General features: G+C 67.6%; 24 protein-coding genes. 14 read left to right on the top strand and 10 right to left on the bottom strand.

The features are described from left to right. Nucleotides 1–83: 83 nt before the first annotated feature. The 3 genes from H3H37_RS10440 to H3H37_RS10430 form a co-directional block, all read right to left on the bottom strand. On the bottom strand, nt 84–944 hold the full coding sequence (locus H3H37_RS10440) for an amino acid ABC transporter substrate-binding protein (protein WP_182162076.1): 861 nt from the start codon (nt 942–944) through the stop codon (nt 84–86). A gap of 203 nt (nt 945–1,147) precedes the next feature. After that, on the bottom strand, nt 1,148–3,985 hold the full coding sequence (locus tag H3H37_RS10435; RefSeq protein ID WP_182162074.1) for a GGDEF domain-containing protein: 2,838 nt from the start codon (nt 3,983–3,985) through the stop codon (nt 1,148–1,150). 215 nt (nt 3,986–4,200) lie between these two features. Then, nucleotides 4,201–5,157, bottom strand: coding sequence for an AEC family transporter (locus H3H37_RS10430; RefSeq protein ID WP_182162072.1), 957 nt, complete (start codon nt 5,155–5,157; stop codon nt 4,201–4,203). A gap of 166 nt (nt 5,158–5,323) precedes the next feature. On the opposite strand from H3H37_RS10430, the gene H3H37_RS10425 reads away from it, so the two are divergent. Genes H3H37_RS10425 through H3H37_RS10415 form a run of 3 tightly spaced genes read left to right on the top strand, consistent with a single transcriptional unit; the run spans nt 5,324 to nt 7,134 of the window. Next, entirely contained in the window at nt 5,324–5,692 is a 369-nt protein-coding gene (locus tag H3H37_RS10425; protein ID WP_182162070.1) for a COG4315 family predicted lipoprotein, read from the top strand. 6 nt (nt 5,693–5,698) lie between these two features. Beyond that, nucleotides 5,699–6,205 (top strand): RNA polymerase sigma factor, encoded by a 507-nt coding sequence (locus H3H37_RS10420; RefSeq protein ID WP_182162068.1) that lies wholly within the window; start codon nt 5,699–5,701, stop codon nt 6,203–6,205. After that, on the top strand, nt 6,202–7,134 hold the full coding sequence (locus tag H3H37_RS10415; protein WP_182162066.1) for an anti-sigma factor family protein: 933 nt from the start codon (nt 6,202–6,204) through the stop codon (nt 7,132–7,134). Before H3H37_RS10420 ends, H3H37_RS10415 begins: the two co-directional genes overlap by 4 nt. A gap of 32 nt (nt 7,135–7,166) precedes the next feature. Here H3H37_RS10415 and H3H37_RS10410 read toward each other — a convergent pair whose 3' ends face one another. Further along, complete coding sequence (locus H3H37_RS10410) at nt 7,167–7,658, bottom strand: winged helix-turn-helix transcriptional regulator (protein WP_182162064.1); 492 nt, start codon at nt 7,656–7,658, stop codon at nt 7,167–7,169. A 245-nt stretch (nt 7,659–7,903) separates the two neighbouring features. On the opposite strand from H3H37_RS10410, the gene H3H37_RS10405 reads away from it, so the two are divergent. Continuing rightward, on the top strand, nt 7,904–8,689 hold the full coding sequence (locus tag H3H37_RS10405; protein WP_229218762.1) for a response regulator transcription factor: 786 nt from the start codon (nt 7,904–7,906) through the stop codon (nt 8,687–8,689). Nucleotides 8,690–8,771: 82 nt separating this feature from the next. Further along, on the top strand, nt 8,772–9,134 hold the full coding sequence (locus H3H37_RS10400) for a translation initiation factor Sui1 (RefSeq protein WP_182162060.1): 363 nt from the start codon (nt 8,772–8,774) through the stop codon (nt 9,132–9,134). Nucleotides 9,135–9,185: 51 nt separating this feature from the next. Here the strand turns inward: H3H37_RS10400 and H3H37_RS10395 are convergent, their stop codons facing one another. Continuing rightward, on the bottom strand, nt 9,186–10,073 hold the full coding sequence (locus tag H3H37_RS10395; protein ID WP_182162058.1) for a LysR family transcriptional regulator: 888 nt from the start codon (nt 10,071–10,073) through the stop codon (nt 9,186–9,188). A gap of 151 nt (nt 10,074–10,224) precedes the next feature. Here H3H37_RS10395 and H3H37_RS10390 point away from each other — a divergent pair, with 151 nt between their 5' ends. Further along, a complete protein-coding gene (locus H3H37_RS10390; RefSeq protein ID WP_182162056.1) occupies nt 10,225–11,226 on the top strand; it encodes a zinc-dependent alcohol dehydrogenase family protein in 1,002 nt (333 codons plus the stop codon). A gap of 54 nt (nt 11,227–11,280) precedes the next feature. Here H3H37_RS10390 and H3H37_RS10385 read toward each other — a convergent pair whose 3' ends face one another. Next, entirely contained in the window at nt 11,281–12,492 is a 1,212-nt protein-coding gene (locus H3H37_RS10385) for a M48 family metallopeptidase (RefSeq protein WP_182162054.1), read from the bottom strand. Nucleotides 12,493–12,641: 149 nt separating this feature from the next. Here H3H37_RS10385 and hisC point away from each other — a divergent pair, with 149 nt between their 5' ends. From hisC to H3H37_RS10350, 7 genes are all read left to right on the top strand, one after another. Next, a complete protein-coding gene (gene hisC, locus H3H37_RS10380; RefSeq protein ID WP_182162052.1) occupies nt 12,642–13,700 on the top strand; it encodes a histidinol-phosphate transaminase in 1,059 nt (352 codons plus the stop codon). Between the two features lie 269 nt (nt 13,701–13,969). Further along, nucleotides 13,970–14,572 carry a PEP-CTERM sorting domain-containing protein gene (locus H3H37_RS10375; RefSeq protein ID WP_182162050.1) on the top strand — a complete coding sequence of 201 codons (603 nt, stop codon included), beginning with the start codon at nt 13,970–13,972 and terminating at the stop codon, nt 14,570–14,572. Between the two features lie 101 nt (nt 14,573–14,673). Next, complete coding sequence (locus H3H37_RS10370; protein WP_182162049.1) at nt 14,674–15,174, top strand: phage tail protein; 501 nt, start codon at nt 14,674–14,676, stop codon at nt 15,172–15,174. Nucleotides 15,175–15,198: 24 nt separating this feature from the next. After that, the gene (locus H3H37_RS10365; RefSeq protein ID WP_182162047.1) at nt 15,199–15,738 is read left to right on the top strand and encodes a phage tail protein; all 540 of its coding nucleotides are present in this window, start codon (nt 15,199–15,201) and stop codon (nt 15,736–15,738) included. 10 nt (nt 15,739–15,748) lie between these two features. Then, nucleotides 15,749–16,267, top strand: a complete 519-nt coding sequence (locus H3H37_RS10360) for a phage tail protein (RefSeq protein ID WP_182162045.1) — start codon at nt 15,749–15,751, stop codon at nt 16,265–16,267. A 6-nt stretch (nt 16,268–16,273) separates the two neighbouring features. Then, nucleotides 16,274–16,795, top strand: a complete 522-nt coding sequence (locus tag H3H37_RS10355) for a GNAT family N-acetyltransferase (protein ID WP_182162043.1) — start codon at nt 16,274–16,276, stop codon at nt 16,793–16,795. Nucleotides 16,796–16,806: 11 nt separating this feature from the next. Continuing rightward, a complete protein-coding gene (locus H3H37_RS10350) occupies nt 16,807–17,199 on the top strand; it encodes a DUF6916 family protein (RefSeq protein WP_182162041.1) in 393 nt (130 codons plus the stop codon). 6 nt (nt 17,200–17,205) lie between these two features. Here H3H37_RS10350 and H3H37_RS10345 read toward each other — a convergent pair whose 3' ends face one another. After that, nucleotides 17,206–19,374, bottom strand: coding sequence for a TonB-dependent receptor (locus H3H37_RS10345; protein ID WP_220456397.1), 2,169 nt, complete (start codon nt 19,372–19,374; stop codon nt 17,206–17,208). Between the two features lie 179 nt (nt 19,375–19,553). Between H3H37_RS10345 and H3H37_RS10340 the strand changes: the two genes are divergently transcribed. After that, nucleotides 19,554–20,912 carry a 3-oxoacyl-ACP reductase gene (locus tag H3H37_RS10340; RefSeq protein WP_182162038.1) on the top strand — a complete coding sequence of 453 codons (1,359 nt, stop codon included), beginning with the start codon at nt 19,554–19,556 and terminating at the stop codon, nt 20,910–20,912. A 49-nt stretch (nt 20,913–20,961) separates the two neighbouring features. Here the strand turns inward: H3H37_RS10340 and H3H37_RS10335 are convergent, their stop codons facing one another. The 3 genes from H3H37_RS10335 to H3H37_RS10325 form a co-directional block, all read right to left on the bottom strand. Next, on the bottom strand, nt 20,962–21,741 hold the full coding sequence (locus H3H37_RS10335) for an enoyl-CoA hydratase (RefSeq protein WP_182162036.1): 780 nt from the start codon (nt 21,739–21,741) through the stop codon (nt 20,962–20,964). A 76-nt stretch (nt 21,742–21,817) separates the two neighbouring features. Continuing rightward, entirely contained in the window at nt 21,818–23,014 is a 1,197-nt protein-coding gene (locus tag H3H37_RS10330) for an acetyl-CoA C-acyltransferase (protein ID WP_182162033.1), read from the bottom strand. 80 nt (nt 23,015–23,094) lie between these two features. Then, complete coding sequence (locus tag H3H37_RS10325) at nt 23,095–23,544, bottom strand: PaaI family thioesterase (protein ID WP_182162031.1); 450 nt, start codon at nt 23,542–23,544, stop codon at nt 23,095–23,097. Nucleotides 23,545–23,551: the final 7 nt, after the last annotated feature.

Genomic DNA, 23,551 nt, shown 5'->3' with positions numbered 1-23,551 from the left:
AGATCAGATCGGCCGTGGCGGCACACAATCTATCATTGTTTTGTCAACATTGCAGACTACGTGCGCCGCCACACCGGCCAGCGTTACTTGCCGGGGTTCTTCAGCTCGTGCTTCAGGTTCTCGCTCATGGGGAATTTGAACGTGGGCGTGAGGAACCACTTGCTGTAGATCTTGCTGAATTCGCCCGAGGCGCTCAGCTTGGCCAGCGTGGCGTCCACCAGCTGTTGCAGCGGCTTGTTATCCTTGCGCAGCATGATGGCGATCGGGTCGCTGGCCAGCGATTCCTTCAGCAGCACAAAGCCTTTCGGATTGCTCGCGGTGGCCGCCAGCTGCGCCAACTGCACGTCGTCATGGACGAAGGCGTCGACCTTCTTTTGCTGCAGCGCGCCGAACGATTCCACGTTGTCGTGCGACTTGACGAACTGGATGTGCAGGCCCTTCTCCAGGTCCGCCTTGGCCAGCACCGGCGCGCCGGACGCGCCCTGGTTGACGATCACGCGCTTGTCTTTCAGGTCGGCGACGGACTGGATGCCGGAATCGGCGCGCACCATGACCTTGGTGTCGGAGAAGAAGATGGGCGTGGAAAACGCCACCTCGGTCGCGCGCTGAGGCGTGATCGAGGTCGAGCCGCACTCCAGGTCGACGGCGCCGTCCTTCACCTTCGCGATCCGGTCGCTGGACGACACGGGGACGTAGCTCACCTTCAACTCCGGCTGGCCCAATTCCTTCCGGATGGCCTCGACCACGGCGCCGCACAGGTCGATGGTGTAGCCGGCCGGCTTGTGCTGCGCATCCGCGAACGAAAACGGCTGTGACGCGTCCCGGTAACCGATCGTGATCGTGCCCGGCTTGGCCAGCTTGAGCGGTCCGCCCGCCTCGCCCGCCACCGCACCGGCCATCACGCCCAGCAGCGCAGCCGCCACCAATACTTTATTGCTTCGCATAGTCCATCTCCCGTTGTAGTTGTGACGTCAAACACAGGAAGATTGCAATCGGCGTGCCAACGCTGGCGGGTCCGGCGAACACGGACAAGCGATTGATTTTACGAAGAAATTTCCCGCCGGGGACGAAACTGCCGCGACCCGCGTCCGAATAATTGGACGGGCAGCCATGGTTCGGTATGAGAAACCGGACGCCGGACGCCCGTTCAGCCTTCGAGGTCGCTCGACAAGCCCACGCGGCGCCGTTCGCCGCCCAGCACCAGCGGGCCGGCCAGGCTGCTCAGCAGGCGCACTTCGCCTTCGGCCACGGCCTGGTCCAGGTTGTGCATCAGGCGCGGGAACAGGCCGTCCGGGCGCGCCCCTTCGGTGCTGTACAGCGCGGCCCACGCGTTGCGCCCGGAGCGCTTGGCGATGTACAGGCCCTGGTCAGCCAGCTCCACCACCTGTGGCCACGGCAGCAGCCGCGGTTGCGACGGCAGGAAGGGATAGCAGGCGAAGCCGATCGAGCAGGTGCGCGCCAGCCGGGTGCCGTCCGGCAGCTCGAAGTCGCGTTCAGCCACGGCGCGGCGCATGCGCTCGGCCACCACGCGCGCCTCGTCACGGTGGGTGGCGCGCGCCAGCACAAGGAATTCCTCGCCGCCCCAGCGCACCAGGTAGTCCGACTCGCGGAACACTTCGCGCAGCCGTTCCTGCATCTGCACCAGCACCGAGTCGCCTGCCGCGTGGCCGTACTGGTCGTTCACTTCCTTGAAGTGGTCCAGGTCAACCATGAAGAACACCAGGTCCTTGGGCGCCAGCAGCTCGCATTCGGTGGGCGCGCGGTGCGCCGGCTGGTCGTAGCCGCGCAAGCTCATGGCCACGTCGGCGTCCACGTTCTGCAGGAAGAAGCGGCGGTTGCGCAGGCCCGTCAGCTGGTCCGTCAGGCTCACGTCCTCCAGCGCCTTGTAGGCCCGCTCCAGTTCCAGGTTCTTTTCCAGCAGCTGTTCCTGGGTCGCGCTCAGGGTCTTGAGCGTGGCCGCCACCTGGCGGTAGGCGGCCGCGTTGTCGAGCGCAATGGCGCCATACGCGCACAGGGTGCGGAAGATCAGCCGTTCCCGCTCGCCATAGGCGCGCGCTTGCAGCGACTGCACCGTCATCACGCCCAGCACCCGCTCGCCCACACGCAGCGGCGCGAACAGCAGGCTCAGTGTCGGCAGCGTGCCGGGGATCAGATTGGGGGTGGCGCCGGCATCGTCGATCTCGATCAGGATCTCACGCCGCTCGCGCACGCAGCGCGCGGAATTGGCGTTGGGTTCGGACAGCGGCACGCGCATGACCGGCAGCGGCTGGCCCGCTTCCACGCCGAACACGCAGTTCAGCGTCTCGCCGTCCGGCTCCAGCAGGAACACGGAAAAATGGGTGGCGTCGAGCAGGGCGTGCACATGGCGGTCCAGTGCCCCGAACACGGCCGCCGCGTCCAGGTGGGCCGTGATCTCCTGGCCGATGGCGCTCAGGTGTTCCAGCGTGGCGCTGGTCTGTTGCAGCACCTCGGCCCGTTGCGCCTCGGCCGCCGCCAGCTGGCGGTGGTGCTCGCCCTCGGTCTGGGCGCGCTCGGTCTGGTACTGCACCTGCATCGCGATGGCGCGGTTGGTCGCCTGCTGGTTGTGGATGCGCTCGCGCGCAGCGTTGGCCTGCAGCGCGATCTCGTAGGCGCGCGCATGGTCGCCGGTGGCCGCGTACTCGCGCGCGGCCGCGTCCAGCAAGGTGCCGGGCACGATGTAGCCGTCGATGGTGGCGGCGATGCCCAGCGCCAGTTGCAGGTAATGCAGCATGGCGTTGGCCGCGTTCATCGGCTGCGGGTCGGGCAGCGTGTGCTGCGCGTGGATGCGGGCCAGCACGTCGAGCGCGGCGATCTGGTTGGCCGCGTCGCCATGTTCGCGCGCCAGCGCCAGCGCGGCGTTGGCGGCGGCCACGGCGTCGGCCGGCCGGCCCAGTTGCGACAGGGCGTGCGCCTGGCCGCGCCGGGCGCTGCTCTGGAAGTCGGACTGGCACAGCGCGTCGCCGCGCTCGGCCAGCCGGCTGAAGCTCTCCAGCGCGGCCGGGTAATTGCCCAGGTCCAGCGCCAGGTCGCCCTGGTATTCAAGCGCCACGGCATAGGCGCGCGAACCGGACAGCGGCGCCAGCGTGTGCAAGGCTTCGCGCAGCAGATGCTGGGCCGCCTCGCGCTGGCCCAGGTGGCGCAGCGTTTCGCCGGTCTGCATCAGGCACAGGCCCACGCTCATGGGCCAGCCCGTGGGCCGCGCCAGGTCCAGGCCGCGCTGCATCCATTCCAGCGCCGCCTCGTGCGCGTTCAGGCTGGTGAAGGCGTTGCCGATGTTGGTGGCGACGATGATGGCGCGCCGTAGCTGGCCGGTGGCCAGCGTGGCTTCGTAGGCCCGCATCAGGTGGCCGATGGCGCGCCCGAAATCGCAGGCCTGGTAGGCGCAGGTGCCGAAGTAGTCGCTGATCCAGCCGGCGGCGGCCACCGGCTTGCCGTCCAGCGCCACGTCGAAGCGGCCGGCCCAGCGGGCGCTGGTGCTTTGCCAGTCCGCGAACACGGCCGTTATAGCGGTGGCCGCTTCGATCACGTCCAGGCGCACGGCGTCGGCGCCGGCGCGGGCCGCGGCGGCGGCCTGCTCCAGGCAGGCGCGGGCCTGGTCGGAGCCGCCACGGTCGGTGGCGATCCAGGCCAGTAGCCACAGCGCGTCGGCCTGGCCCGCGTGGTCGGCCGCCTGTTCCAGCGCGGCCAGCGCGGCGCGCGCCAGCCGCTCGGCGCCGTCCAGCTGGCCCCGCAGCCACGTGGTTTCCGCGTCGATCAGTTGCAGGCGGGCGGCCAGTGGCGCGCGCCGCGCCTCCGGCAACTGGCCAAGGCCAACGGCCACTTCGGCCGACCAGGCGGCGGCCCGCACGGGGTCGCGCTGGCGCATGTGCCAGGCCAGCTGCGACAACAAGTCCAGCCGCACCGTCCCCTGGGCGCCGGACAAGTCCGCTTCCCATTGCGCCAACTCATGATCGAGCGCAAACATGTCCACCAATTCCGTCCCTCAACCTGTTATGCCCCGCCCCGGGTCCCGGTGGCGCGACGTTATTGCTTTAACGCATGTATGCGTCCGTCAGCATTATTCCACAGTTTGATGACCATGCCGCCGCCTTGCCACACCCCGTATGGCGGCCATGCCACAAGCTATTGATTCGCAAGGCAATTCTCATGTCAAAAAGAAACGAAGATTTACTCTAAGAATTATTTCAACCAGTGCTGCGCGAGCGCCACGGCCCCCGAGAATGACAAGAACGACAACGCCGTGGACACCAGAATGATGCGCGCGATGCGGCCCGTGTCGGCCCCGAAGCGCTCGGCCAGGATGGCCACGTTGCTGGCACTGGGCAGGCAGGCCACCAGCACGATCACGGCCAGCGCCTGCCGTTCCAGCGGCACGCCCAGCGCCCGCGCGCCCAGGCCCAGGCCCAGCATCAGCAGCGGATGCAGCAGCAGCTTCTTGAACGCGACCGGCACGTAATCGCGCCAATGGGTGACGGCGGCGCTGCCCATCTGGGAGCGGGCCAGCACGGCGCCCATGGTGAACAGGGCCACGGGCGAGGCGGCGTCGGCCAGCAGGCCCACGGTGCGCATCAGTGGTCCGGGCAGGGCCAGCCCGGCGGCCGACGCCAGCGCCCCCAGCGCGATGGCCCACGGCAGCGGGTTGCGCAGCATGCCCTGCAAGGCGTTGCGCAGCGCGTCGCGCCCATGGCCGCTGCCCACGCGCGACAGCGCGATGCACAACGAACTGGTGATCACCATGTCGATGGCGATGGTGACGATTACCGGTCCCGACGAGGCCGGCCCCAGCAGCGCCAGCAGCAGCGGCACGCCCATGAAGCCGTTGTTGGGGAAGGCCGCCACCAGCGCGCCGAAAGCGGCGTCGTTCCAGTTGATGCGATGGCTCAGCGTGACGGCCACGGTCAGCCCCACCATCAGCAGCGCGCCCAGCAGGTAGACCCCGGCCACGCCGCCATCGAGCAGGCGGCCGATGGGCGTGCCAGCGCCGAAGCGGAACAGCAGGCACGGCAACGCGAAATACAGGACGAAAGCATTCAGGCCGGGGATGGCGGCCAGCGGCAGCAAGGTGCGCCGGGCAGCGAGGTAGCCGCACAGCACCAGCGCGAAAAAGGGAAAGGTGACGGACAGGATGGCGAGCATAGCCGGACATTGTAGCCGCAGCCGGAGCGGCCCGCGCAAACGGAAGCGGCAAGGCGCCACGGGGCGGCTACAATAATATTTGCCATGGGCCGGAATAAAGGCCAGGGCCGCTTCGTATACGTCAGTGCAAGTCCGCTCACACTTCACCAACAATAAGGAAGCCATCATGCACACCATCACCCGCTCCACCCTGGCCGCCGTGGCCGCCCTGCTGCTGTCGGGCGCCGCCCTGGCCGACGACCTGCCGATGAAAAAGGACGGCGTACTCGTCACCGCCAAAGGCATGACCGTCTACACCTTCGACAAAGATGTGGCCGACAGCGGCAAGAGCGCCTGCAACGGCCCGTGCGCCGAGCTGTGGCCGGCCGTGTCGGCCCCGGCCAGCGTCAGCGCGCCCTACTCCGTCGTCACCCGCGATGATGGCAGCAAGCAACTGGCCTACAAGGGTAAGCCGCTGTACGTGTTTGGCAAGGATGCACCGGGCCAGCGCAACGGCGACAATTTCAAGACCATCTGGCACGTGGTCAAGGACTGACCGCGCATGCACGACGACGGCGCCCGCCTGGTAGCCTGCATCCCGCGCCTGCGCCGCTATGCGCGCGCGCTGCTGGGCGAGCGCGCCGAGGCCGACGACCTGGTGCAGGACACGGTGGCGCGCGGCTGGGACCGGCTCGCCACGTGGCGCCGTGGCAGCGACATGCGGGCCTGGCTGTTCTCCATCATGCACAACCTGCATGTGGACCACCTGCGCCAGCCCGGCCTGCCCACCGTGCCGCTGGACGAGGACGTGCCGCAGCCGGCCGACCCGGCCCAGCCGTCGGACCGGCTGGCCGTGCGCGACATGGACGCCGCCCTGCAACAACTGCCGCCCGAGCAGCGGGCCGTACTGCTGCTGGTGGCGGTCGAGGAACTGAGTTACGAGGAAACGGCGGCCACGCTGGGCATCCCGCTGGGCACGGTGATGTCGCGCCTGTCGCGCGGACGTGAACGGCTGCGCCTGATAATGCTGGGCCAGCCCGTGCCCGCCCCCCTGAAAGTGATCAAATGAGCGCACCGGTGGTCGAAGCCGAACTGCAAGCGTGGGTCGATGGTTGCCTGCCCGCCGCGCGCCGCGCGGCCGTGGACGCCTACCTGGCCCTGCATCCGGACGAGGCAGCCCGGCTGCAGGCCTACCGCCAGCAAAACGCAGCCCTGCGCGCGCGCTACAACCCGGTGCTGGACGAAGCCGTGCCGGCCGCCCTGACGGCCCTCCCGCACGGCAAACTATGGCACGCCGCGCGCGCCATGGTGGCCGCCAACGGCCCCTGGCGCCATGTCGCCACATTGGCCCTGACGCTGGCCGGTGGCGCGGCCGGCTGGTGGCTGCACGACGTGGCGCCGGGCGCCGCGCCGGCGGCGCAGGAACTGGCCAGCGCGCAGCACGCGTCGCGGTCGCCGTTGCCATCGCGCTCGCCCTCACCAGCGCCAGCCATCCCCTCGGCCGCCAGCGCCAGCGGCCCCGCCCGCCTGGCCTCGGCCGACGTGCCCCCCTCGGCCGACGAGCAGGCGCTGGCCCGCAGCGCGGCCGTGGCGCACGCCGTCTACAGCCCCGAGCAGCGCCATCCGGTGGAAGTGGGCGCCGACCAGCAACAACATCTGGTCACGTGGTTGTCCAAGCGGCTGGGCGCGCCGTTGCATCCGCCGCAACTGGGTGCACTCGGTTATGAATTGATCGGGGGACGCTTGCTGCCCGGCCAGAGTGGCCCGGTCGCACAATTCATGTATGACAATGCCGGCGGCAGGCGCCTGACCCTGTACGTGTCGACCGAGCAACGCCACAACCGCACGACCGCGTTCCGGTTCGCGCAAGAAGGCAAGGTGGGGGTGTTCTACTGGATAGACGGGCGCTACGGTTACGCCCTGTCCGGCGCGCTCGACAAGGCGGCGCTGGCCAGGCTGGCCGACGCCGTGTACGCCCAGCTGGAACCGCCCGGCTAAGGGCGGTCCCAGCGGCTTGGGTCAGGACGGGGTCAGGCGTGCTTGCCCACTTCAATCAGGCGCGAGCGCATCATCTCGGAGGCGGCCGGGCCCGGCGCGAACATGTAGTCCTCGTCGTTGATGGCCAGGCCGCTGTTGGCGTCCACCAGCACCTGGTCGGCCGGCTTGCCGGTCTCGCGGCTCACCACCAGCAGGCTGGCCCCTTCCGGCGCCAGATGGTCGTTGCCCCAGGCGATAAAAGCCAGCAGCACCGGTTTGAAGTCGCGTCCCGCCTTGGTCAGCACGTACTCATAGCGCGGTGGACGGGCGCTGTACTGGCGCCGCTCCATCAGGCCGCCTTCCACCAGCCCGGCCAGGCGGCGCGTGAGCATGTTGGGGGCGATCTTCAAACTTTTCTCAAACTCATCGAAGCGCGTCATGCCATAGAACGCGTCGCGCAGGATCAGAATGCTCCACCACTCGCCCACCTTGCCCAGGCTGCGGGCGATAGGGCAAGGCATGCGGCCAAAATCAGTATGTTTCATAATTGACTCCGTAGCAGGTTCGGTCCAAGTGAGAATGACTGGGCGTTGCGCTGTGCCGCGCCACGGTTCCATTATTGGCCTTCCACAAAAACCATGCTTTTGCTGCAAGCGACTGCGTGTTTGCAAGCGGAGAAAACTATTAAATTTTTTAGAAAGATAGGCATAATAAGCAACATCGTCACATGCTAGCCACACACCCGACAGGACCCTGACCGCCACCCATGCAACCAACCAGCGCCCCGCCCATGCGCAACATACTCGTCGTGGATGACTCCGCGTTCGAGCAGCGCATGCTGATGGACTTGCTCAGTGAGCAGCCCTATCGGATCTCGGTCGCCTTCAACGGGCTGCAAGGTTACCAGCTGGCCCTGGCCAACCAGCCCGACCTGATCCTGCTGGACGTGCGCATGCCCAATATGGATGGCTACACGGCCTGCCGCCTACTCAAGGCCAACCCGGCCACCCACAACATCCCCGTGATCTTCCTCAGCGGCGCCGGCGCCGACGAGGAGCGCATCATGGGCTTGTCGATCGGCGGCGTGGACTACGTGTCCAAGCCGTTCTCGCCGGGCGAGCTGGCGGCGCGCATCCAGGTCCACCTGAATCTGGCCCGCCGCAACAATCCGCCCGTCATCGCGGCCGAACCGACCGCCGCCACGCCGGCGCCGCCCACCGATCCCGATGCCGTGCTGGTGGCCGCCGCCAAGCGCCTGATCGACGACAGTCTGGCCGACGTGCCGGGACTGGCCGAGATCGCGCGCAGCGTGGGCACCTACCGTGAAAAGCTGTCGCAGGCGTTCCGCGCCCAGACCGGCATGACCGTGTTCGCCTACATCCGCGAACAGCGCCTGCGCCGCGGCCAGCAACTGCTGAGTGAGTCCGACATGGATGTCCAGGACATAGCGTTGTTAATTGGCTTCAACAGCGCCGGCAATTTCGCCACCGCCTTCCGCGAACGCAATGGCGTCACGCCCAGCGCCTATCGCCAGGCCGCCCAGGCCATGCAGCAAAAAAAGACGCCAGACGCCTGAGGCGCGCCTATACTATCGGCCTTTCCCAGCCGGAAGCTCTTTTTCCTGCCGGCAGAGTCCATCCACACCAGACGCCCTTATCATGAAAGCTCATTCCACCGGAGGCCTCGTCTATTCCACCGACGGCGGCCGCATGTGCCCCGACTGCCGGCAACCATTGGCCGCCTGCACCTGCAAGGCCAACGCCAGGGCCGCGCCGCAGGGCGACGGCGTGGTGCGCGTGTCGCGCCAGACCAAGGGCCGGGGCGGCAAGTGCGTCACGCTGGTCAAGGGCGTGGCGCTGGACGCCACCGCCCTTGCCGCGCTGGGCAAGCAGTTGCGCACCGCCTGCGGCAGCGGCGGCACCGTCAAGGATGGCGTGATCGAAATCCAGGGCGATCACTGCGAGCTGGTCATGGCCACGCTGCAGAAACTCGGCCACCAGCCCAAGCGCGCCGGCGGCTAGCCAGGCGGGCAATACCGGCAATACGGGCAATACCGGCAAGCAGGGCGCCGGTCAGCCGAACAGCTGCGCCGCGAACGCCACGAAGGCGTTGACCTTGGCCGCCCGCAAATGCCGTGGCGGGAAAATGACAACGATGTCCGGCCCCGGCGCCTGCCATGCCTGCAGCACCGGCACCAGCGCGCCGCTGCGCAGCGGCTCGCGCAGGGACACGGACAGATGCTGGACGATGCCGGCGCCCGCCATCGCGGCTTCGACCAGGGTATCCACATGGTCCATCGCCACCCGCCCTGCCGGCGTGGCCGGGAACACGGCGCCGTCGCGCTGGAACAGCCAGGGCCGGACCTGGCGCGACTTCGGAGAGAGGAAATTGAGGCAGGCGTAGTCCGCCAGTGCATCGGGCGCGGACGGCGTGCCGTGGCGTTGCAGGAAGTCCGACGAGGCGCAGGTCACGTAGGCGGTGCGGCCCACCGTCTTCGCCACCAGCCCGGTGTCCTGCGGCGTGCCTATCCTGACCAGCACATCGACACCTTCCTCGGTCATGTCGATCATGCGGTCGGACGCGGTCACCTTGAGCGTCAGGTCGGGATACGCGGCCAGGAAGCGCGGCAGCGCCGGCGCCAGGTACAAACGCGCCAGGATGCCGGGCAGGTCCACGCGCAGCGTGCCGCTGGGCGTTTGTGCCGATTCGCGCAGGCTGCTTTCCAGTTCGCCCATGTCGCCCACCAGCCGCAGCGCCTGCTCGTAGCAGCGCCGTCCCTCGTCCGTGAGCGACATGCTGCGCGTGGTGCGGTTCAGCAGCCGCACCTGGAAATGGGCTTCCAGCGCCGCCACCTGGTTGGTGACGGACGACGTCGACACGCCCAGCCGCTGCGCCGCCCGCGCGAAGGCGCCCGTCTCCACCACCGCGCAAAACACCTTGAGCGCCTCCAGCCTGTCCATCCCTGCTCCTTCCGCAAGATCGTGGGGACGATTATCCACGGTTTCGCAATACAGTAACGCGGCGCGCCCGGTTTTTCCGGCGCCCGGGCTTTCCTACACTGGCCGTATCGATCCGCCAAACGCGATCCAACCACCGGAAAGGAAACCTGTCATGTCCACCTCCCCCCTGATGCAAGCGGCCGTGCTCCACGCCTACGGCCAGCCGCTCTCCCTGGAACACATCGCGCGCCCGCAGGCCGGCCCCGGCCAGGTGCTGGTGCGCATCAAGGCCAGCGGCGTCAATCCGCTCGACCTCAAGATCGCCGCCGGCCAGGCGGCCCATGCGCGCACCGTGCCGCCGGCCGTGCTGGGGATCGACCTGGCCGGCGTGGTGGCGGCCGTGGGCGCCGACGTCAACGGCTTCCAGGTCGGTGACGAAGTGTTCGGCATGACGGGCGGCGTGGGCGGCATCCAGGGTTCGCTGGCCGAATACGCGGCCGTCGACGCCAGCCTGCTGGCCCTCAAGCCGCGCAACCTCAGCATGCGCGAGGCGGCCGCCCTGCCGCTGGTCTTCATCACGGCATGGGAGGGACTGGTGGACCGCGCCCGGCTCCATGCCGGCCAGCGCGTGCTGGTGCATGGCGGCGCCGGCGGCGTGGGCCATATCGCGGTGCAGATCGCGCACGCGCTTGGCGCGCAGGTGTTCGCCACCGGCAGCGCGGACCAGCGTCAGGCCATCGAAGCCTACGGCGCGATCGCCATCGACTACCGCGCCGAGACGGTGGCGCAATACGTGGAGCGCCTGACCGGCGGCGAGGGCTTCGACATCATCTACGACACGGTGGGCGGCGCCACGCTGGACGCCTCGTTCGCCGCGGCCCGCCTGTACCACGGCCACGTGGTCAGCTGCCTGGGCTGGGGCACGCATGCGCTGGCGCCGCTGTCGTTCCGCGCCGCCAGCTATTCGGGCGTGTTCACCCTGCTGCCGCTGCTGTCGGGCCAGGGGCGCGCCCACCATGGCGCCATCCTGCGCAAGGCGGCCAGCCTGATCGAAGCCGGCAAGATCAAGGTCGCGCTCGATGCGGCGCACTACACGCTGGCGACGGTCAACGACGCCCACCGCGCGGCGGCCGCGCGCACGGCGCAGGGCAAGCTGGTGGTGGACATCGCGTGAGGGGAAGGCGGGGCGGCGCGGTTCGGGCGCCGCCCGCCCTTGGCCGGGCGCGGCTCAGTCGCCGCGGCAGCCGGGCGGCAACAGCTGCGGCGCGATATCCTCGCTGCCGCAATGCCAGGCCACCTTCTTGTTCTCATCGAGGTGCGGTGTGAACGCGATCGCCTTGCCGCGCAACGTGGCATCGGCCAGGACCACCCGCACCACGCCATTGCCCGGATCGACGCGCACCTCCTGGATCGCATGGCCGGGATCGTTCAGCGCGAAGCCGGCCTGCTCCAGCGTGGTGGGGCCGCTGCCATTGGCGTAGAAATAACCCTCCACCTTGGCGCTGGCGGCGCGCCCCACGGCGACGGCCTGCGCCAGCCGCGCTTTGGCGGTGTAGTCCTGGTAGGCAGGTATGGCCACCGCCGCCAGCACGCCGGCCACGGCCACCACGGAAATGAGGGCGCCCGCGCCGCCCACGCCCATGCGGGGGATGAACAGCGCCAGCACATAGGCCAGCTTGCTGCGGCCCGGCTGCCGCACTTCCGTGCCCTGCGCCAGGGCCCGCATCACGGCCATGCGCTTGACCAGCCACGGATAGTCGCTGACCAGCTCATGGAACGACATCCAGAAGCCGGACGACTCCTCGGCCTGGGCCGAATAATGGGCCACGTTCATCTGGCGCCAGCGCTTGCCGCCGGCCGCCAGCGCGGCCAGGCCCAGTTGCGCGCTCTTGAGATCGTCGCAGGCATGGAAGCCGTGGCGGTCGCACGTGTATTCGCGCGCCCGCGCATAGGCCGCGCCCAGCAGCGGGATGATGGAGGCCGGCATCAGCAGCGCCGCCCAGCGCAGGTGGTTGCGCTTGATGTGGCCCAGTTCATGGCCGATGTAGAAGTTAATCGCGTCGGGCTTGGCTTCGAGCGCGTCGACCACGTCCGAATACAGCACGATGAAATTGGTGCCCAGGAAGCGGGTGGCGAAGGCGTTGAACACGCCGCCCATCTGCAACAGGTAGGCGTCCGGCACGTGCTCCAGGCCCAACCGCTGGCAGGACTGGTCGATGCGCTCCTTCAGGTCCGGGAACTGTTGCCAGGTGATCTTGACGGCCGTGCCCTTCAGGTAGGAAATCAGGGCCGACTGCGCGAAACAGTAGGCGACGAAGAACAGCAGCAAATACACCAGCGCCACGCCCACCGTGCCGACGATGAGGCCGAGCCAGATCAGCAGGGAAATGGCCAGCATCCAGCCGAACAGCTTCTTTTCGTGTTTGTAAATTAAGTCCATCGCGGCCCTCAAAAAGTTTCCGTGAGGATATTTTAATGGATGATTTACGAAAAAGACAACTTTTTTTGCTAACTTTTATGCCGGGATGGAACAGCGGCGATACTGTATGATTTTGCTGTTATCCGCCTTCCAACTTACCCAAACCCATCATGAGCCGTTTCTGGAGTCCCGTCGTCCACAGCCTCACCCCCTACACGCCTGGCGAGCAGGTCAAACTGCCCAATCTCGTCAAGCTCAACACCAATGAAAATCCGTACGGCCCCTCGCCCAAGGCCGTGGCCGCCATGCAGGCGGCCGTGGGCGACCAGCTGCGCCTGTACCCGGACCCGAACGCCACTGCGCTCAAGGATGCGCTGGCCCGGCACCACGGTCTGACGCGCGAGCATATTTTCGTCGGCAACAGTTCCGACGAAGTGCTGGCCCACACCTTCCACGCCCTGCTCAAGCACGCGCTGCCGCTGCTGTGCCCGGACATCAGCTACAGCTTCTACCCCACCTATTGCAGCCTGTACGGCATCGATTACCGCGCCGTGCCGCTGAACGCGCAGTTCGAGATCGATGTGGACGACTACGCCCAGCCGTGCGGCGCCATCATCCTGGCCAACCCCAACGCGCCCACCGGCCGCGCGCTCGGCCTGGACCAGATCGAGCGCCTGCTGGCCGCCCACCGCGACCAGGTGGTGGTGATCGATGAGGCCTACGTGGACTTCGGCGCCGACAGCGCCATCGCCCTGCTCGACCGTTACGACAACCTGCTGGTGGTCCAGACCTTCTCCAAATCGCGTTCGCTGGCCGGCCTGCGGGTCGGCTTCGCGGCCGGCCATCCGGACCTGATCGCCGGCCTGGAGCGGGTCAAGAACAGCTTCAATTGCTACCCGCTGGGCCAGGTGGCCCAGGCCGGCGCCGTGGCCGCGCTGGAAGACCGGGCCTGGTTCGAGCAGACGCGCGCCGCCATCATGGCCACCCGCGAACGCCTGACCCAACAACTGGCCGCGCTCGGCTTCGAGGTGCTGCCCTCGTCCACCAACTTCGTGTTCGCCCGCCACCCGGGCCACGACGGCGCGCAACTGGCCGCCGGCCTGCGCGCGCAGGGCGTGCTGGTGCGCCACTTCCGCCAGCCGCGCATCGACCAGTTCCTGCGCATCTCCATCGGCACCGACGACGAATGCGCGCGCCTGGTGGCCGCGCTGACCGAGCTGACGGCCTGAGCATCAAAGCCCGCCCTGCCCCGGCCGCCCGGACACAACCGGGAGCCGGCGGTGCCGGCCGTCACAAAAATGATGCAATTTGTCAAATGCAATTTTGCAATTGTTCTAGAAATACCACGTTGACAACAAGAAATATTTAAATGATAAGAGAATGACGGTATGATCGGTGCCTCCAGACGGTCCCGGCCATATCGTCGCCCGCGCCCAGGCGCGGCGGCATGCGATCGGGGTGCTGTCATCGCACCTTTTCACGACAGAAAGTGCCCGCTATGCCGACCTTCCGTTCCGCCCTCGCCAGCCTGGCGTTCATCCTGGCCGCGCCCGCCGCGCTGGCCAGCAATCTCGTCATCAACGGCGATTTCGAAAACGCCGACACCAGCATGTGGCTGCAATCGGGCGACACCTCGGCCCAGTATTTCAGCGCCGACTGGAGCGGCTCGCCGCTGTCCAACCCCGCCAATACGGTGTTCGCCGATGGCGCCTACCCCGGCCTGGGCTACCTGGGCCAGAACATCGCCACCGTGGCCGGCGCCAAGTACACGCTTGAATTCGACCTGCAGCGCATCAACAGCGCCGACGGCGGCCAGGGCCAGTCCTTGAGCAACGAAGTGCTGGTCACGTTCGGCGCCAACACGGTATTCCACCAGACCAACACCAGCGGCGACTGGACCCACTACACGGTCAGCAACCTGACGGCCACGGGCGCCCACACGCTGCTGCAGTTTGGCGACAGCAACCACTATGACTACAACCAGCTCGACAACGTGTCGCTGGTGATGTCGGCCGTGCCCGAGCCGGGCACCGCCCTGATGCTGATGGGCGGCCTGGTGCTGATGGCCGCGCGCCGCTTCCGCCGTCCGCCACCGTTCTAAGCCAGCCCGGCCGCGCCCGCGCGCGGCTTAGCTTTCCCCCATTCATTCACGGCCCGTGCCGGCTTTCGCCGCGCGGCGCCGCCATCCACGAGGAGCGCGCAATGTCGGAACCCTTTCTCGGCGAAATAAAAATGACCAGCTTCGGCTTCGCGCCGCGCGGCTGGGCGCTGTGCAATGGCCAGCTGCTGCCGATCAACCAGAACCAGGCCCTGTTCAGCATCCTGGGCACGAGCTTCGGCGGCGACGGCCGCGTCACCTTCGCCCTGCCCGACATGCGCGGCCGCGTGCCCGTCCACGGCTTCAACGTCGGCGAACGGGGCGGCGAGGCCCAGCATACGGTCACGCAGCAGGAAATGCCCGTCCACAGCCACGCCATGCTCGCGTCCACGGCCGTGAGCCATTCGTCCGACCCGGCCGGCCGCGTGCTCGGCTCGGTGGAAGCGGGCGCGCTCAACATCTACCACACGGCCGATGGCACCGCCGCGCTGCACCCGAGCACGCTGAGCCAGGCCGGCGGCAACCAGCCGCACAGCAATATGCAACCGTACGGCACCACCAATTTCATCATCGCGCTGCAGGGTATCTTCCCGTCGCGCAATTGAACGGCCCATCCCAGGAGAGACCCCATGGCTGACCCTTTTATCGGCGAGATCCGCATGTTTGCGGGCAACTTCGCGCCCCAAGGATGGGCTTTTTGCGACGGCGCCATCCTGCCCATTTCGGAAAATGACGCGCTGTTCGCGCTGATCGGCACCACCTATGGCGGCGATGGCCAGTCCACGTTCGCGCTGCCCGACCTGCGCGGCCGCGTGCCCGTGCACCAGGGCAGCCTGGCCGGCAACACGTATGTGATGGGCCAGCAGGGCGGCAGCGAGACCATCACACTGACACAGGCCCAGGTGCCGGCCCACAACCACCTGGTGGGCGCCAGCAGCGCCGTGCCGCCAGCCACCGGCACCGGCATCGACGTGGCCGGCGGCGTGCCGTACGTGCCCGCGTCCCCCGGCGCCAAGCCCAAGCTGTACGTCGCGCCGGGCATGCCCGCGCCCATGTACCCGGGCGCCGTGACCGCCAGCGGCGGTAACCAGCCACACAACAACATGGCGCCCTACCTGGGCGTGCATTTCATCATTTCGCTGTTCGGTATTTTCCCGAGCCAAAGCTGAGGAGTTCGACATGGATCCATTCGTCGCCGAGATTCGCATGTTCGCCGGCAATTTCCCGCCCACGGGCTGGGCCATGTGCAATGGCCAGCTGATGCCCATCGCCCAGAACACGGCCCTGTTTTCGCTGCTTGGCACCACCTACGGCGGTGATGGCCGGAGCACGTTCGCCCTGCCCAACCTGCAACAGCGCATCCCGCTGCACGCGGGCCAGGGCCAGGGACTGACCGAACGCCTGCTGGGCGAAATGGGCGGCGAGGCCAGCCACACGCTGAGCACGGCGGAGCTGCCGGCCCACGGCCACGCGCCGCAAGCGTCGGGCGCGCCGGCCGCCACCGGCACGGCCAACAATGGCATGCTGGCCAGGACCACCTGCCCCACCCCGCCCTACCACGACCCGGTCGCACTGCAACCGATGGCGCCCGGCGTGGTCGGCACCGCCGGCGGCAATGCGCCGCACAACAACCAGCAGCCCTACCTGATGGTGAACTTCATCATCGCGCTGCAGGGCATCTTCCCTCCGCGCAGCTAAGCCGCCATGGATCTCGACCACGCCATCACCCTGCGTCCGCCCACCGAGGCCGATCTGCCGTTCCTGCAGGAGCTGTACGCCAGCACCCGCGACGACCTGGCCCAGCTCGATTCGGAAACGACGCGCCAGCTGATCGTGCGCATGCAGTTCGAAGCGCAGCAAAGCTGGTACCGGGCCCAGTATCCGCAGGCCGACGTCAACCTGATCCTGGCCGACGAGGTCCCGGTGGGCCGGCTGTACGTGGCGCGCGGCGCGGAAGAAATCCGCCTGATCGACATCTGCCTGCTGCCCGCCTATCGCTGCCACGGCATCGGCGCCGCACTGCTGCGCGAGCTGCAGGATGAAGGCGCGGCGACGGCGCTGCCGGTGCGCCTGCTGGTGGCGATGGACAATCCGGCCATCCACCTGTACCAGCGGCTCGGTTTCATGCCGGTCGACCTGCGCGGCATGCACCGCGCGATGGAATGGCAGGCGGCGCAGAACGAGGCCGAAGCCGCCGTGCAACGCGCCACCACCCACACTTCGTAAAGGACATCACTATGGAACGGCGTACCTTCATCCTGGCCACCGGTGGCCTGCTTGGCGCCAGCGGCGCCGGCCATGCCGCCCCGCTGGCCGCCCTGGCCACGCCCGGCCTGACGCCGGCCGCTGCCCTGCGCGCGGCCACCTTCACGCGCCTGGTCAACCAGTCGTTCAACGTGTACGCCAGCCAGCGCGGCGTGGCCATGCAACTGGTGGCGGTGAAACAGCAGCCATCGGCCGCCGGCCATGAGCAGTTCCGCCTGAGCTTCAACGGCGCCGGCGCCACCCTGCCCAGCGGCACCTACACGGTGGAGCACGCGGCCATCGGCCAGGTGCCCATGTACCTGGAAGTGACCGGTTCCGACGCGCAAGGCACCAGCTATCGCGCCGACTTCAACCTGCTCGTCTGAGGCGGTTCAGAACTTCGCGTTCAGCCCCAGCTTGATGGCGCGCGGCGAACCGGGCGAGATGTTGTCGTTGCTGTTGGCCGCCGCGTAGTATTTTTTGTCGAACAGGTTCTCGACGTTGAGCTGCACCTGCAGCTTGCGGTTGACGGTGTAGTACAGCGCGCCGTCGAAGCGGGTGAAGCCGGGCAGCACCACGTTGTTGGCCGTGGACGGGTAGATGCTGCTGCGGTAGATGATGCCCAGCGCGGCGCCCAGCGCGTCACTGACATCGTAGCGGTTCCACAGCGAGGCGCTGTGCTTGGGCACCTGCGCCAGCACGGCGCCCGCGTAAGGCCCGGTCGCGGCCACGTCGGCCGTCAGCTTGGCATCCTGGTAGGCGTAGCCGCCCATCACACTCCAGTTCTTCCCCACATTGCCGCTCAGGCCCAGCTCCACACCCTTGCTGCGCTGGCCGTCGGCCAGCACCGACTTGGTCGGGTCGCTGGGATCGGCCACCACCACGTTCTTGCGGTCCAGCCGGTAGATGGCCAGCGTGGCGGCCAGCTTGGGCAGCACGTCCCACTTCACGCCCAGTTCCAGGTTCTTGAACTGCTCCGGATCGAAGGCCGCGTTGGTCGGCGTGAGCGACGCCAACTGGTCGCCGGCGCGCGGCAGGTAGGCCAGGCTGTAGCTGCCGTAGATCGATACGGCTTCCACCGGCTTGTACACCAGCCCCGCGCGCGGCGAGACCGGCGTGTCGGTCACGCTGATGGTGGTGTTGTTGCGGTGGTTCAGGAAGTCGACCTTGAAGCGGTCGTAGCGCAGCCCGGCGATGGCCTGCCATTGCGGCGACAACTGCAACTGGTCCTGGACGTACACGGAGACGACCGTCGAGGTGCCGTGGTTGTCGGCATCCGAGGCCGCCTGCCGGAACGTGACGGGCGCCGTCATGACCGGATCGGACGTGGGCACGGTGATCGAGGTGGCGTTCGCGCCCACGGTTGGGAAGTAGGCGGTGTTGCGGTAGTTGTCCGTCACCTGGCGGCCCAGCTCCACGCCGGTGGCCAGCTTGTGCAGCAGCGCGCCCGTGCGCACGTCGAACGTGAGGTCGGTCTGGTTGAACAGGTTGCGGCGCGCGGTGGCGTTGTTGTAGCCCTTGATGTCCACGCTGGTGCCGGCCGCGTTGACGGCGCCGGGAAAGACATTCTGGTAGAACTTGTCGTAGTCGGCGTAACGGGTGCGGTTGCGCAGCGTGGCGCCGTGGCCCAGGTCGTGCTCGATCACGGCCGTGAAGGCATCCACGCTGGCCTTGGCGCGGCTCAGCTTCGCGTTGCCAAAGAAGGTGGACGGGTCGGTGTCGAACGGCTTGCCCTGGTAGGACGGGATGCCGCGGTCAGCCGTGCGGTCGTCGTCAAAATGCTCGTAGCCCAGCACTACGCTGGTGTTGGCGCCGGCCCGGATGCCCACCGTGGGGTTGATGCCGGAACGTTCGACGCTCACGCCGTCGCGGAAGCTGCCCGATTTCTCGTACAGGCCGTTGACGCGCACGGCCACGCTGTCGTTGACCACCTGGCCCACATCGGCCGTCAGGCGGCGGTTGGCCCAGGAACCCAGCGTGAGCGAGGCTTCGCGCAGGTAATTCCACTCGGGCTGCTTGCTGACGCGGTTGATCACGCCGCCCGAACCGCCACGGCCGAAGATCATGGCGTTCGCGCCTTTCAGCGCTTCAACGCTGTCGATATTGTAGAAGTCGCGGTAGTACTGCACGTCGTCGCGCATGCCGTCGATGAAGAAGTCGCCCGTCGAACTGTTGCCGCGGAAGACGGCCGTGTCGCGGTTGCCCTCGCCCTGCGCCGTCACCACGCCCGGCACGTAGCGGATCACGTCGGCCATCGATTGCATGGCCTGGTCGCGGATCAGTTCCTTGGTCACTACCGTGATCGCTTGCGGCGTGTCGCGCAGCGCCGTGTCGGTCTTGGTGGCCGTGGTGCTGTGGCTGGCGCCGTAGCCCGATTCGGCCGTGCCCGTGATCGTCACCTGCTGCATCGGCATGTCGTCGTCCGCACGCGCGGCCACAGGGGCCAGCAGCACCGAGGCGCACGCGGCGCCGGCAAGCAGCCGGGCGGCGTGGGCGATGGTGGACAGGCAGGGCTGGACGGCGAGTACAACAGGACCGGCGGCGGAGGCATGGCGCGACATGATTTCTTCCTTAATGCAAATGAGAATGACTCGCATTATCAATCAGATTTAACGAATGATCAACCACAATGGCCGTAGGGAATCGCCGTAAAATCAAATTGGGGAAGAAAAGAAATAGAGCCCGGCGTCTATCGCCGTGGCGATATCATGGCGGCGCTACCGAACGAACAGGGAACCGTATGGCCGACATGCTGATCAAGTTACACCGCAATCCTCTCACCTCGCGCCTGGTCAAGGCGCTGGGCGTGCCCGATCCCGTCACGCTGGCGCGGGCCGACGGCGGCTACGCACCGCGTCCGTTCGACGGCAAGCAGGTGCTGCTGTGCCGCAGCCCCGGCGGCTACGCGGCCGACGCCCTGCAGCGTGCCCTGGCCGACGCCGGCGCCAGCCACGCCGACCAGCTGCCGCCCGACAGCACGGTGCGCGCCGACATCGTCGTGATGGATGCCACCGGCTGCGCGGCGCCCGCCGACTACCGCGCGCTGTACGACGCCTTCCACCCCATCATGCGCCGCATTGCACGCAACGGCCGGGTGCTGCTGGTGGCGGCCAGCCCCGCCGATTGCGCCACGCCGGCCGCGCTGGCCGTCAGCCGCGGCATGGAGGGGTTTGTGCGCAGCCTGGCCAAGGAGCTGGGCCCGAAAGGCATCACCGTCAACCAGCTTTATGCGGAGCGCGCCGCACTGGACCGGCTGGCGGGACCGCTGCGCTTCTTCTGCGGCGTGCCTTCGACCTATGTGACGGGCCAGGTATTGCATGTGGCGGCGCAGGTGACGGCACCGGAGTCCGCGCCGTTCAGCAAGGCGCTGGCTGGCAAGGTGGCGCTGGTAACGGGCGCGGCCCGTGGCATCGGACTGGCCACGGCCGAACGGCTGGCGCAGGAAGGCGCCACCGTGGTGGCACTGGACGTCCCGGCGGCAGAAGAAGAACTACGGCGCGTGTGCGCCGCGTTCAATGGCGTGCCGCTGGCGATGGATATCGCGTCGGAAGCGGCGCCCCGCCAGCTGGCCGGCTTCCTGGCCGAGCGTTTCGGCGGCATCGACATCGTGGTCCACAACGCCGGCATCACGCGCGACAGGACGCTGGCCAACATGACGCAACCGCAGTGGGAGCTGGTCATGCAGATCAACCTGGCGGCCGTGATGGCGGTCGACGCGCAGCTGCTGGAACAAGGATTGGTGAAACAGGACGGACGCATCGTCTGCCTGTCGTCCGTGAGCGGCGTGGCCGGTAACTTCGGCCAGACCAACTACGCCACCAGCAAGGCCGCGCTGATCGGCTACGTGGCCGCGCAGGCGCCGCTGCTGGCCGCGCGCGGCATCTGCATCAACGCCGTGGCGCCGGGCTTCATCGAGACCGCCATGACCGGGCAGATGCCGTTCCTGACCCGCGAGATCGGCCGCCGCCTCAATTCGCTCAAGCAGGCCGGCCTGCCGCGCGACGTGGCCGAGCTGATCACCTTCCTCGGCACACCGGGCGCCTGCGGCATCACAGGCCAGACCGTGCGCGTGTGCGGCCAGGGGCTGATCGGGGCTTGACGGGAGTGGGCGGAGCGCGTCACGCCGGACGCGCCCGCCCCCTCCGCCATCAGGCGAACTTGGAGAAGTCCGGCTTGCGCTTCTCGAAGAAGGCGGTGAACGCTTCCTTCGCTTCCGGCGCTTCCAGCATGGCGCCGAACAGCTTGTTCTCGGCCGTCATGGTCTGCGTGATGGCGGCGTTGCGGCTGGCCTTCATCAACTGCTTGGTGGCGCGCACGGAGCTGGCCGGCAGGGCCACCAGCTTGGCCGCCTGCGCGCGCGCGAACGGCAGCAGCTCGGCCACCGGCAGCACTTTCGATACCAGGCCCATGTCCAGCGCTTCCTGCGCCGGGAACGCTTCGCCCAGCATCAGCTTCTCGGCCGCACGCGGGTAGCCGGCCACTTGCGTCAGCAGCAGGCTGGACGCGAATTCCGGGCACAGGCCCAGCTGCGAGAACGGCATCGAGAACTTGGCGTTGTCGGCCGCGTACACCAGGTCGCAGTGCATCAGCAGCGTGGTGCCGATGCCGACGGCGGCGCCGGCCACGGCCGCCACCACGGGCTTGGTGGCGCCGCTCAGGGCCAGCATGAAGCGGAACACGGCGCGGTCTTCGAGCGCCACGCCATCGGTGCTGCGCGCGCTTTTCAGGAAGTCTTCCAGGTCGTTGCCGGCGGTGAATATCTCGGGCTTGCCAGTGATCAGGATGGCGCGCACGGATGCGTCGCGCTCGCCGTCGTTGATGGCGTCGGCCATGCTTTGGTACATCGCGCTGGTGATCGCGTTCTTGCGCTCGGGGCGGTTGAATTCAATGGTGAGAATGCCGTCGGCCTTGCTGCTCAAAATTTCCATGTCGTCTCCGGAATAAGGAAAGGGCGCCGGGAAAGTTCCGCAGCGCCCTTGAAGTTGCTATCTTAGCGTGCCGTGTTTATACGCGCTCGAAGATACCTGCCGCGCCCATGCCGGCGCCGACGCACATGGTGACCATGCCGTACTTCAGGTTGTTGCGGCGCAGGGCGTGCACCACGGTGGCGGCACGGATCGCGCCGGTCGCGCCCAGCGGGTGGCCCAGGGCGATCGCGCCGCCCATCGGGTTGACCTTGGCCGGATCCAGGCCCAGGTCGCCGATCACAGCCAGCGCTTGCGCGGCGAACGCTTCGTTCAGCTCGATCCAGTCCAGCTGGTCCTGGGTGATGCCGGCCAGGCGGCAGGCTTCAGGGATGGCGAACTTGGGACCGATGCCCATGATTTCCGGCGGCACGCCCTTGACGGCGAACGACGAGAACTTGGCCAGCGGGGTCAGGTTGTGCTCGCGCAGGAATTTTTCCGACACGATCAGCAGCGCGCCGGCGCCGTCGGACATCTGCGAGCTGTTACCAGCGGTCACGGTGCCCTTGTTGGCGAACACGGGCTTCAGCTTGCCCAGCGACTCCACGGTCGACTCGGCGCGCGCGCCTTCGTCGGTGTCCACGGTGCGCTTCTTGATGACGATTTCGCCGGTGGCCAGGTTAGGCGTGCGGGTGATGATCTCGACCGGGGTGGTCTCGTCCTTGAAGAAACCAGCCTGCTGGGCGGCGATGGCGCGGCGGTGCGATTCGACCGAGAACGCGTCCTGCGCTTCACGCGACACTTTCCACTGCTGGGCGACCTTCTCGGCCGTCAGACCCATGCCGTAAGCCATGCCCACGTTTTCGTCGGTGAACATGTTCAGGTTCATCGATGGGTGGTGGCCCATCATCGGCACCATCGACATCGATTCCACGCCGCCGGCGATCATGGCGTCGGCCTGGCCCACGCGGATGCGGTCAGCGGCCATGGCGATGGCGGTGATGCCCGAAGCGCAGTAACGGTTGACGGTCACGCCGCCGATGGTCTTGGGCATGCCGGCCAGCAGCACAGATTGGCGGGCGATGTTGAAGCCCTGCTCCGCTTCCGGGAACGAGCAGCCGATGATGGCGTCGGTGATCAGGGCCGGGTCCAGGCCAGGCGCCTGGGCCAGCGCGTTTTGCAGCACGCGCACCAGCAGGTCGTCCGGACGGGTCTTGTTGAACATGCCGCGCGGCGCCTTGCCGATCGGGGTACGGGTAGCGGCGACGATGTATGCGTCTTGAAGTTGTTTGCTCATTTTATTCTTTCAAAAATTTTTGATCGAAGTTCTGTCGAAGTTCTGTCGAATCTGTTTCACCAGCCCGGGGGCGCCTGGGTTCAGGCGCGCTTCTCGGACAAATACCAGTCCACTTGGACCTGTGCGGCCAGCGTGCCGGCGGCGTCGAAAATATCGACCTCCACCGGGAACGCCACCTTGCCGGCCGATTTCAGCTCGGCCTTGAGCGCGGCCAGGTCGCCCGGTACCCGGCCTTCGGCGCGGGTAGCGCCCTTGGCGACCTTCTGGTACTGGATGCGCGACTCCTTGGCCACGGGGCGCAAGCCCACGATCAGGTCCGCGAAGCCGCCCGCCATGGCCGCGCCGGAAGCCGTTTCGGCCAGCGTGAACAAGGCCCCGGCATGCTGCGTGCCCAGGTGGTTGTTGAGCTTCGGGTCTTCCGGCATCGACACCTTGGCGGTGCCGTTGCCGATTTCGTCGATCCGGATCCCCAGCAGCCGCACGAAAGGCAGGGTGTCCATCATTTGTTGCTTGATACGTTCGTACACCATGCTCGGC

The organism is Rugamonas brunnea (assembly GCF_014042345.1).
GTDB lineage: Bacteria > Pseudomonadota > Gammaproteobacteria > Burkholderiales > Burkholderiaceae_D > Rugamonas > Rugamonas brunnea.
Note: the sequence above shows the minus strand (reverse complement) of the source record. Positions and strands in the feature narration are given on the sequence as shown.

Coding starts and splice junctions, on each gene's coding strand:
- H3H37_RS10375 (WP_182162050.1), top strand. CDS start 13,970: ATGCCGACCTTCCGTTCCGCCCTCGCCAGCCTGGCGTTCATCCTGGCC.
- H3H37_RS10340 (WP_182162038.1), top strand. CDS start 19,554: ATGGCCGACATGCTGATCAAGTTACACCGCAATCCTCTCACCTCGCGC.
- H3H37_RS10390 (WP_182162056.1), top strand. CDS start 10,225: ATGTCCACCTCCCCCCTGATGCAAGCGGCCGTGCTCCACGCCTACGGC.
- H3H37_RS10345 (WP_220456397.1), bottom strand. CDS start 19,374: ATGTCGCGCCATGCCTCCGCCGCCGGTCCTGTTGTACTCGCCGTCCAG.
- H3H37_RS10405 (WP_229218762.1), top strand. CDS start 7,904: ATGCGCAACATACTCGTCGTGGATGACTCCGCGTTCGAGCAGCGCATG.
- H3H37_RS10385 (WP_182162054.1), bottom strand. CDS start 12,492: ATGGACTTAATTTACAAACACGAAAAGAAGCTGTTCGGCTGGATGCTG.
- H3H37_RS10410 (WP_182162064.1), bottom strand. CDS start 7,658: ATGAAACATACTGATTTTGGCCGCATGCCTTGCCCTATCGCCCGCAGC.
- H3H37_RS10330 (WP_182162033.1), bottom strand. CDS start 23,014: ATGAGCAAACAACTTCAAGACGCATACATCGTCGCCGCTACCCGTACC.
- H3H37_RS10435 (WP_182162074.1), bottom strand. CDS start 3,985: ATGTTTGCGCTCGATCATGAGTTGGCGCAATGGGAAGCGGACTTGTCC.
- hisC (WP_182162052.1), top strand. CDS start 12,642: ATGAGCCGTTTCTGGAGTCCCGTCGTCCACAGCCTCACCCCCTACACG.
- H3H37_RS10440 (WP_182162076.1), bottom strand. CDS start 944: ATGCGAAGCAATAAAGTATTGGTGGCGGCTGCGCTGCTGGGCGTGATG.
- H3H37_RS10370 (WP_182162049.1), top strand. CDS start 14,674: ATGTCGGAACCCTTTCTCGGCGAAATAAAAATGACCAGCTTCGGCTTC.
- H3H37_RS10415 (WP_182162066.1), top strand. CDS start 6,202: ATGAGCGCACCGGTGGTCGAAGCCGAACTGCAAGCGTGGGTCGATGGT.
- H3H37_RS10360 (WP_182162045.1), top strand. CDS start 15,749: ATGGATCCATTCGTCGCCGAGATTCGCATGTTCGCCGGCAATTTCCCG.
- H3H37_RS10430 (WP_182162072.1), bottom strand. CDS start 5,157: ATGCTCGCCATCCTGTCCGTCACCTTTCCCTTTTTCGCGCTGGTGCTG.
- H3H37_RS10420 (WP_182162068.1), top strand. CDS start 5,699: ATGCACGACGACGGCGCCCGCCTGGTAGCCTGCATCCCGCGCCTGCGC.
- H3H37_RS10335 (WP_182162036.1), bottom strand. CDS start 21,741: ATGGAAATTTTGAGCAGCAAGGCCGACGGCATTCTCACCATTGAATTC.
- H3H37_RS10365 (WP_182162047.1), top strand. CDS start 15,199: ATGGCTGACCCTTTTATCGGCGAGATCCGCATGTTTGCGGGCAACTTC.
- H3H37_RS10425 (WP_182162070.1), top strand. CDS start 5,324: ATGCACACCATCACCCGCTCCACCCTGGCCGCCGTGGCCGCCCTGCTG.
- H3H37_RS10400 (WP_182162060.1), top strand. CDS start 8,772: ATGAAAGCTCATTCCACCGGAGGCCTCGTCTATTCCACCGACGGCGGC.
- H3H37_RS10350 (WP_182162041.1), top strand. CDS start 16,807: ATGGAACGGCGTACCTTCATCCTGGCCACCGGTGGCCTGCTTGGCGCC.
- H3H37_RS10395 (WP_182162058.1), bottom strand. CDS start 10,073: ATGGACAGGCTGGAGGCGCTCAAGGTGTTTTGCGCGGTGGTGGAGACG.
- H3H37_RS10325 (WP_182162031.1), bottom strand. CDS start 23,544: ATGGTGTACGAACGTATCAAGCAACAAATGATGGACACCCTGCCTTTC.
- H3H37_RS10355 (WP_182162043.1), top strand. CDS start 16,274: ATGGATCTCGACCACGCCATCACCCTGCGTCCGCCCACCGAGGCCGAT.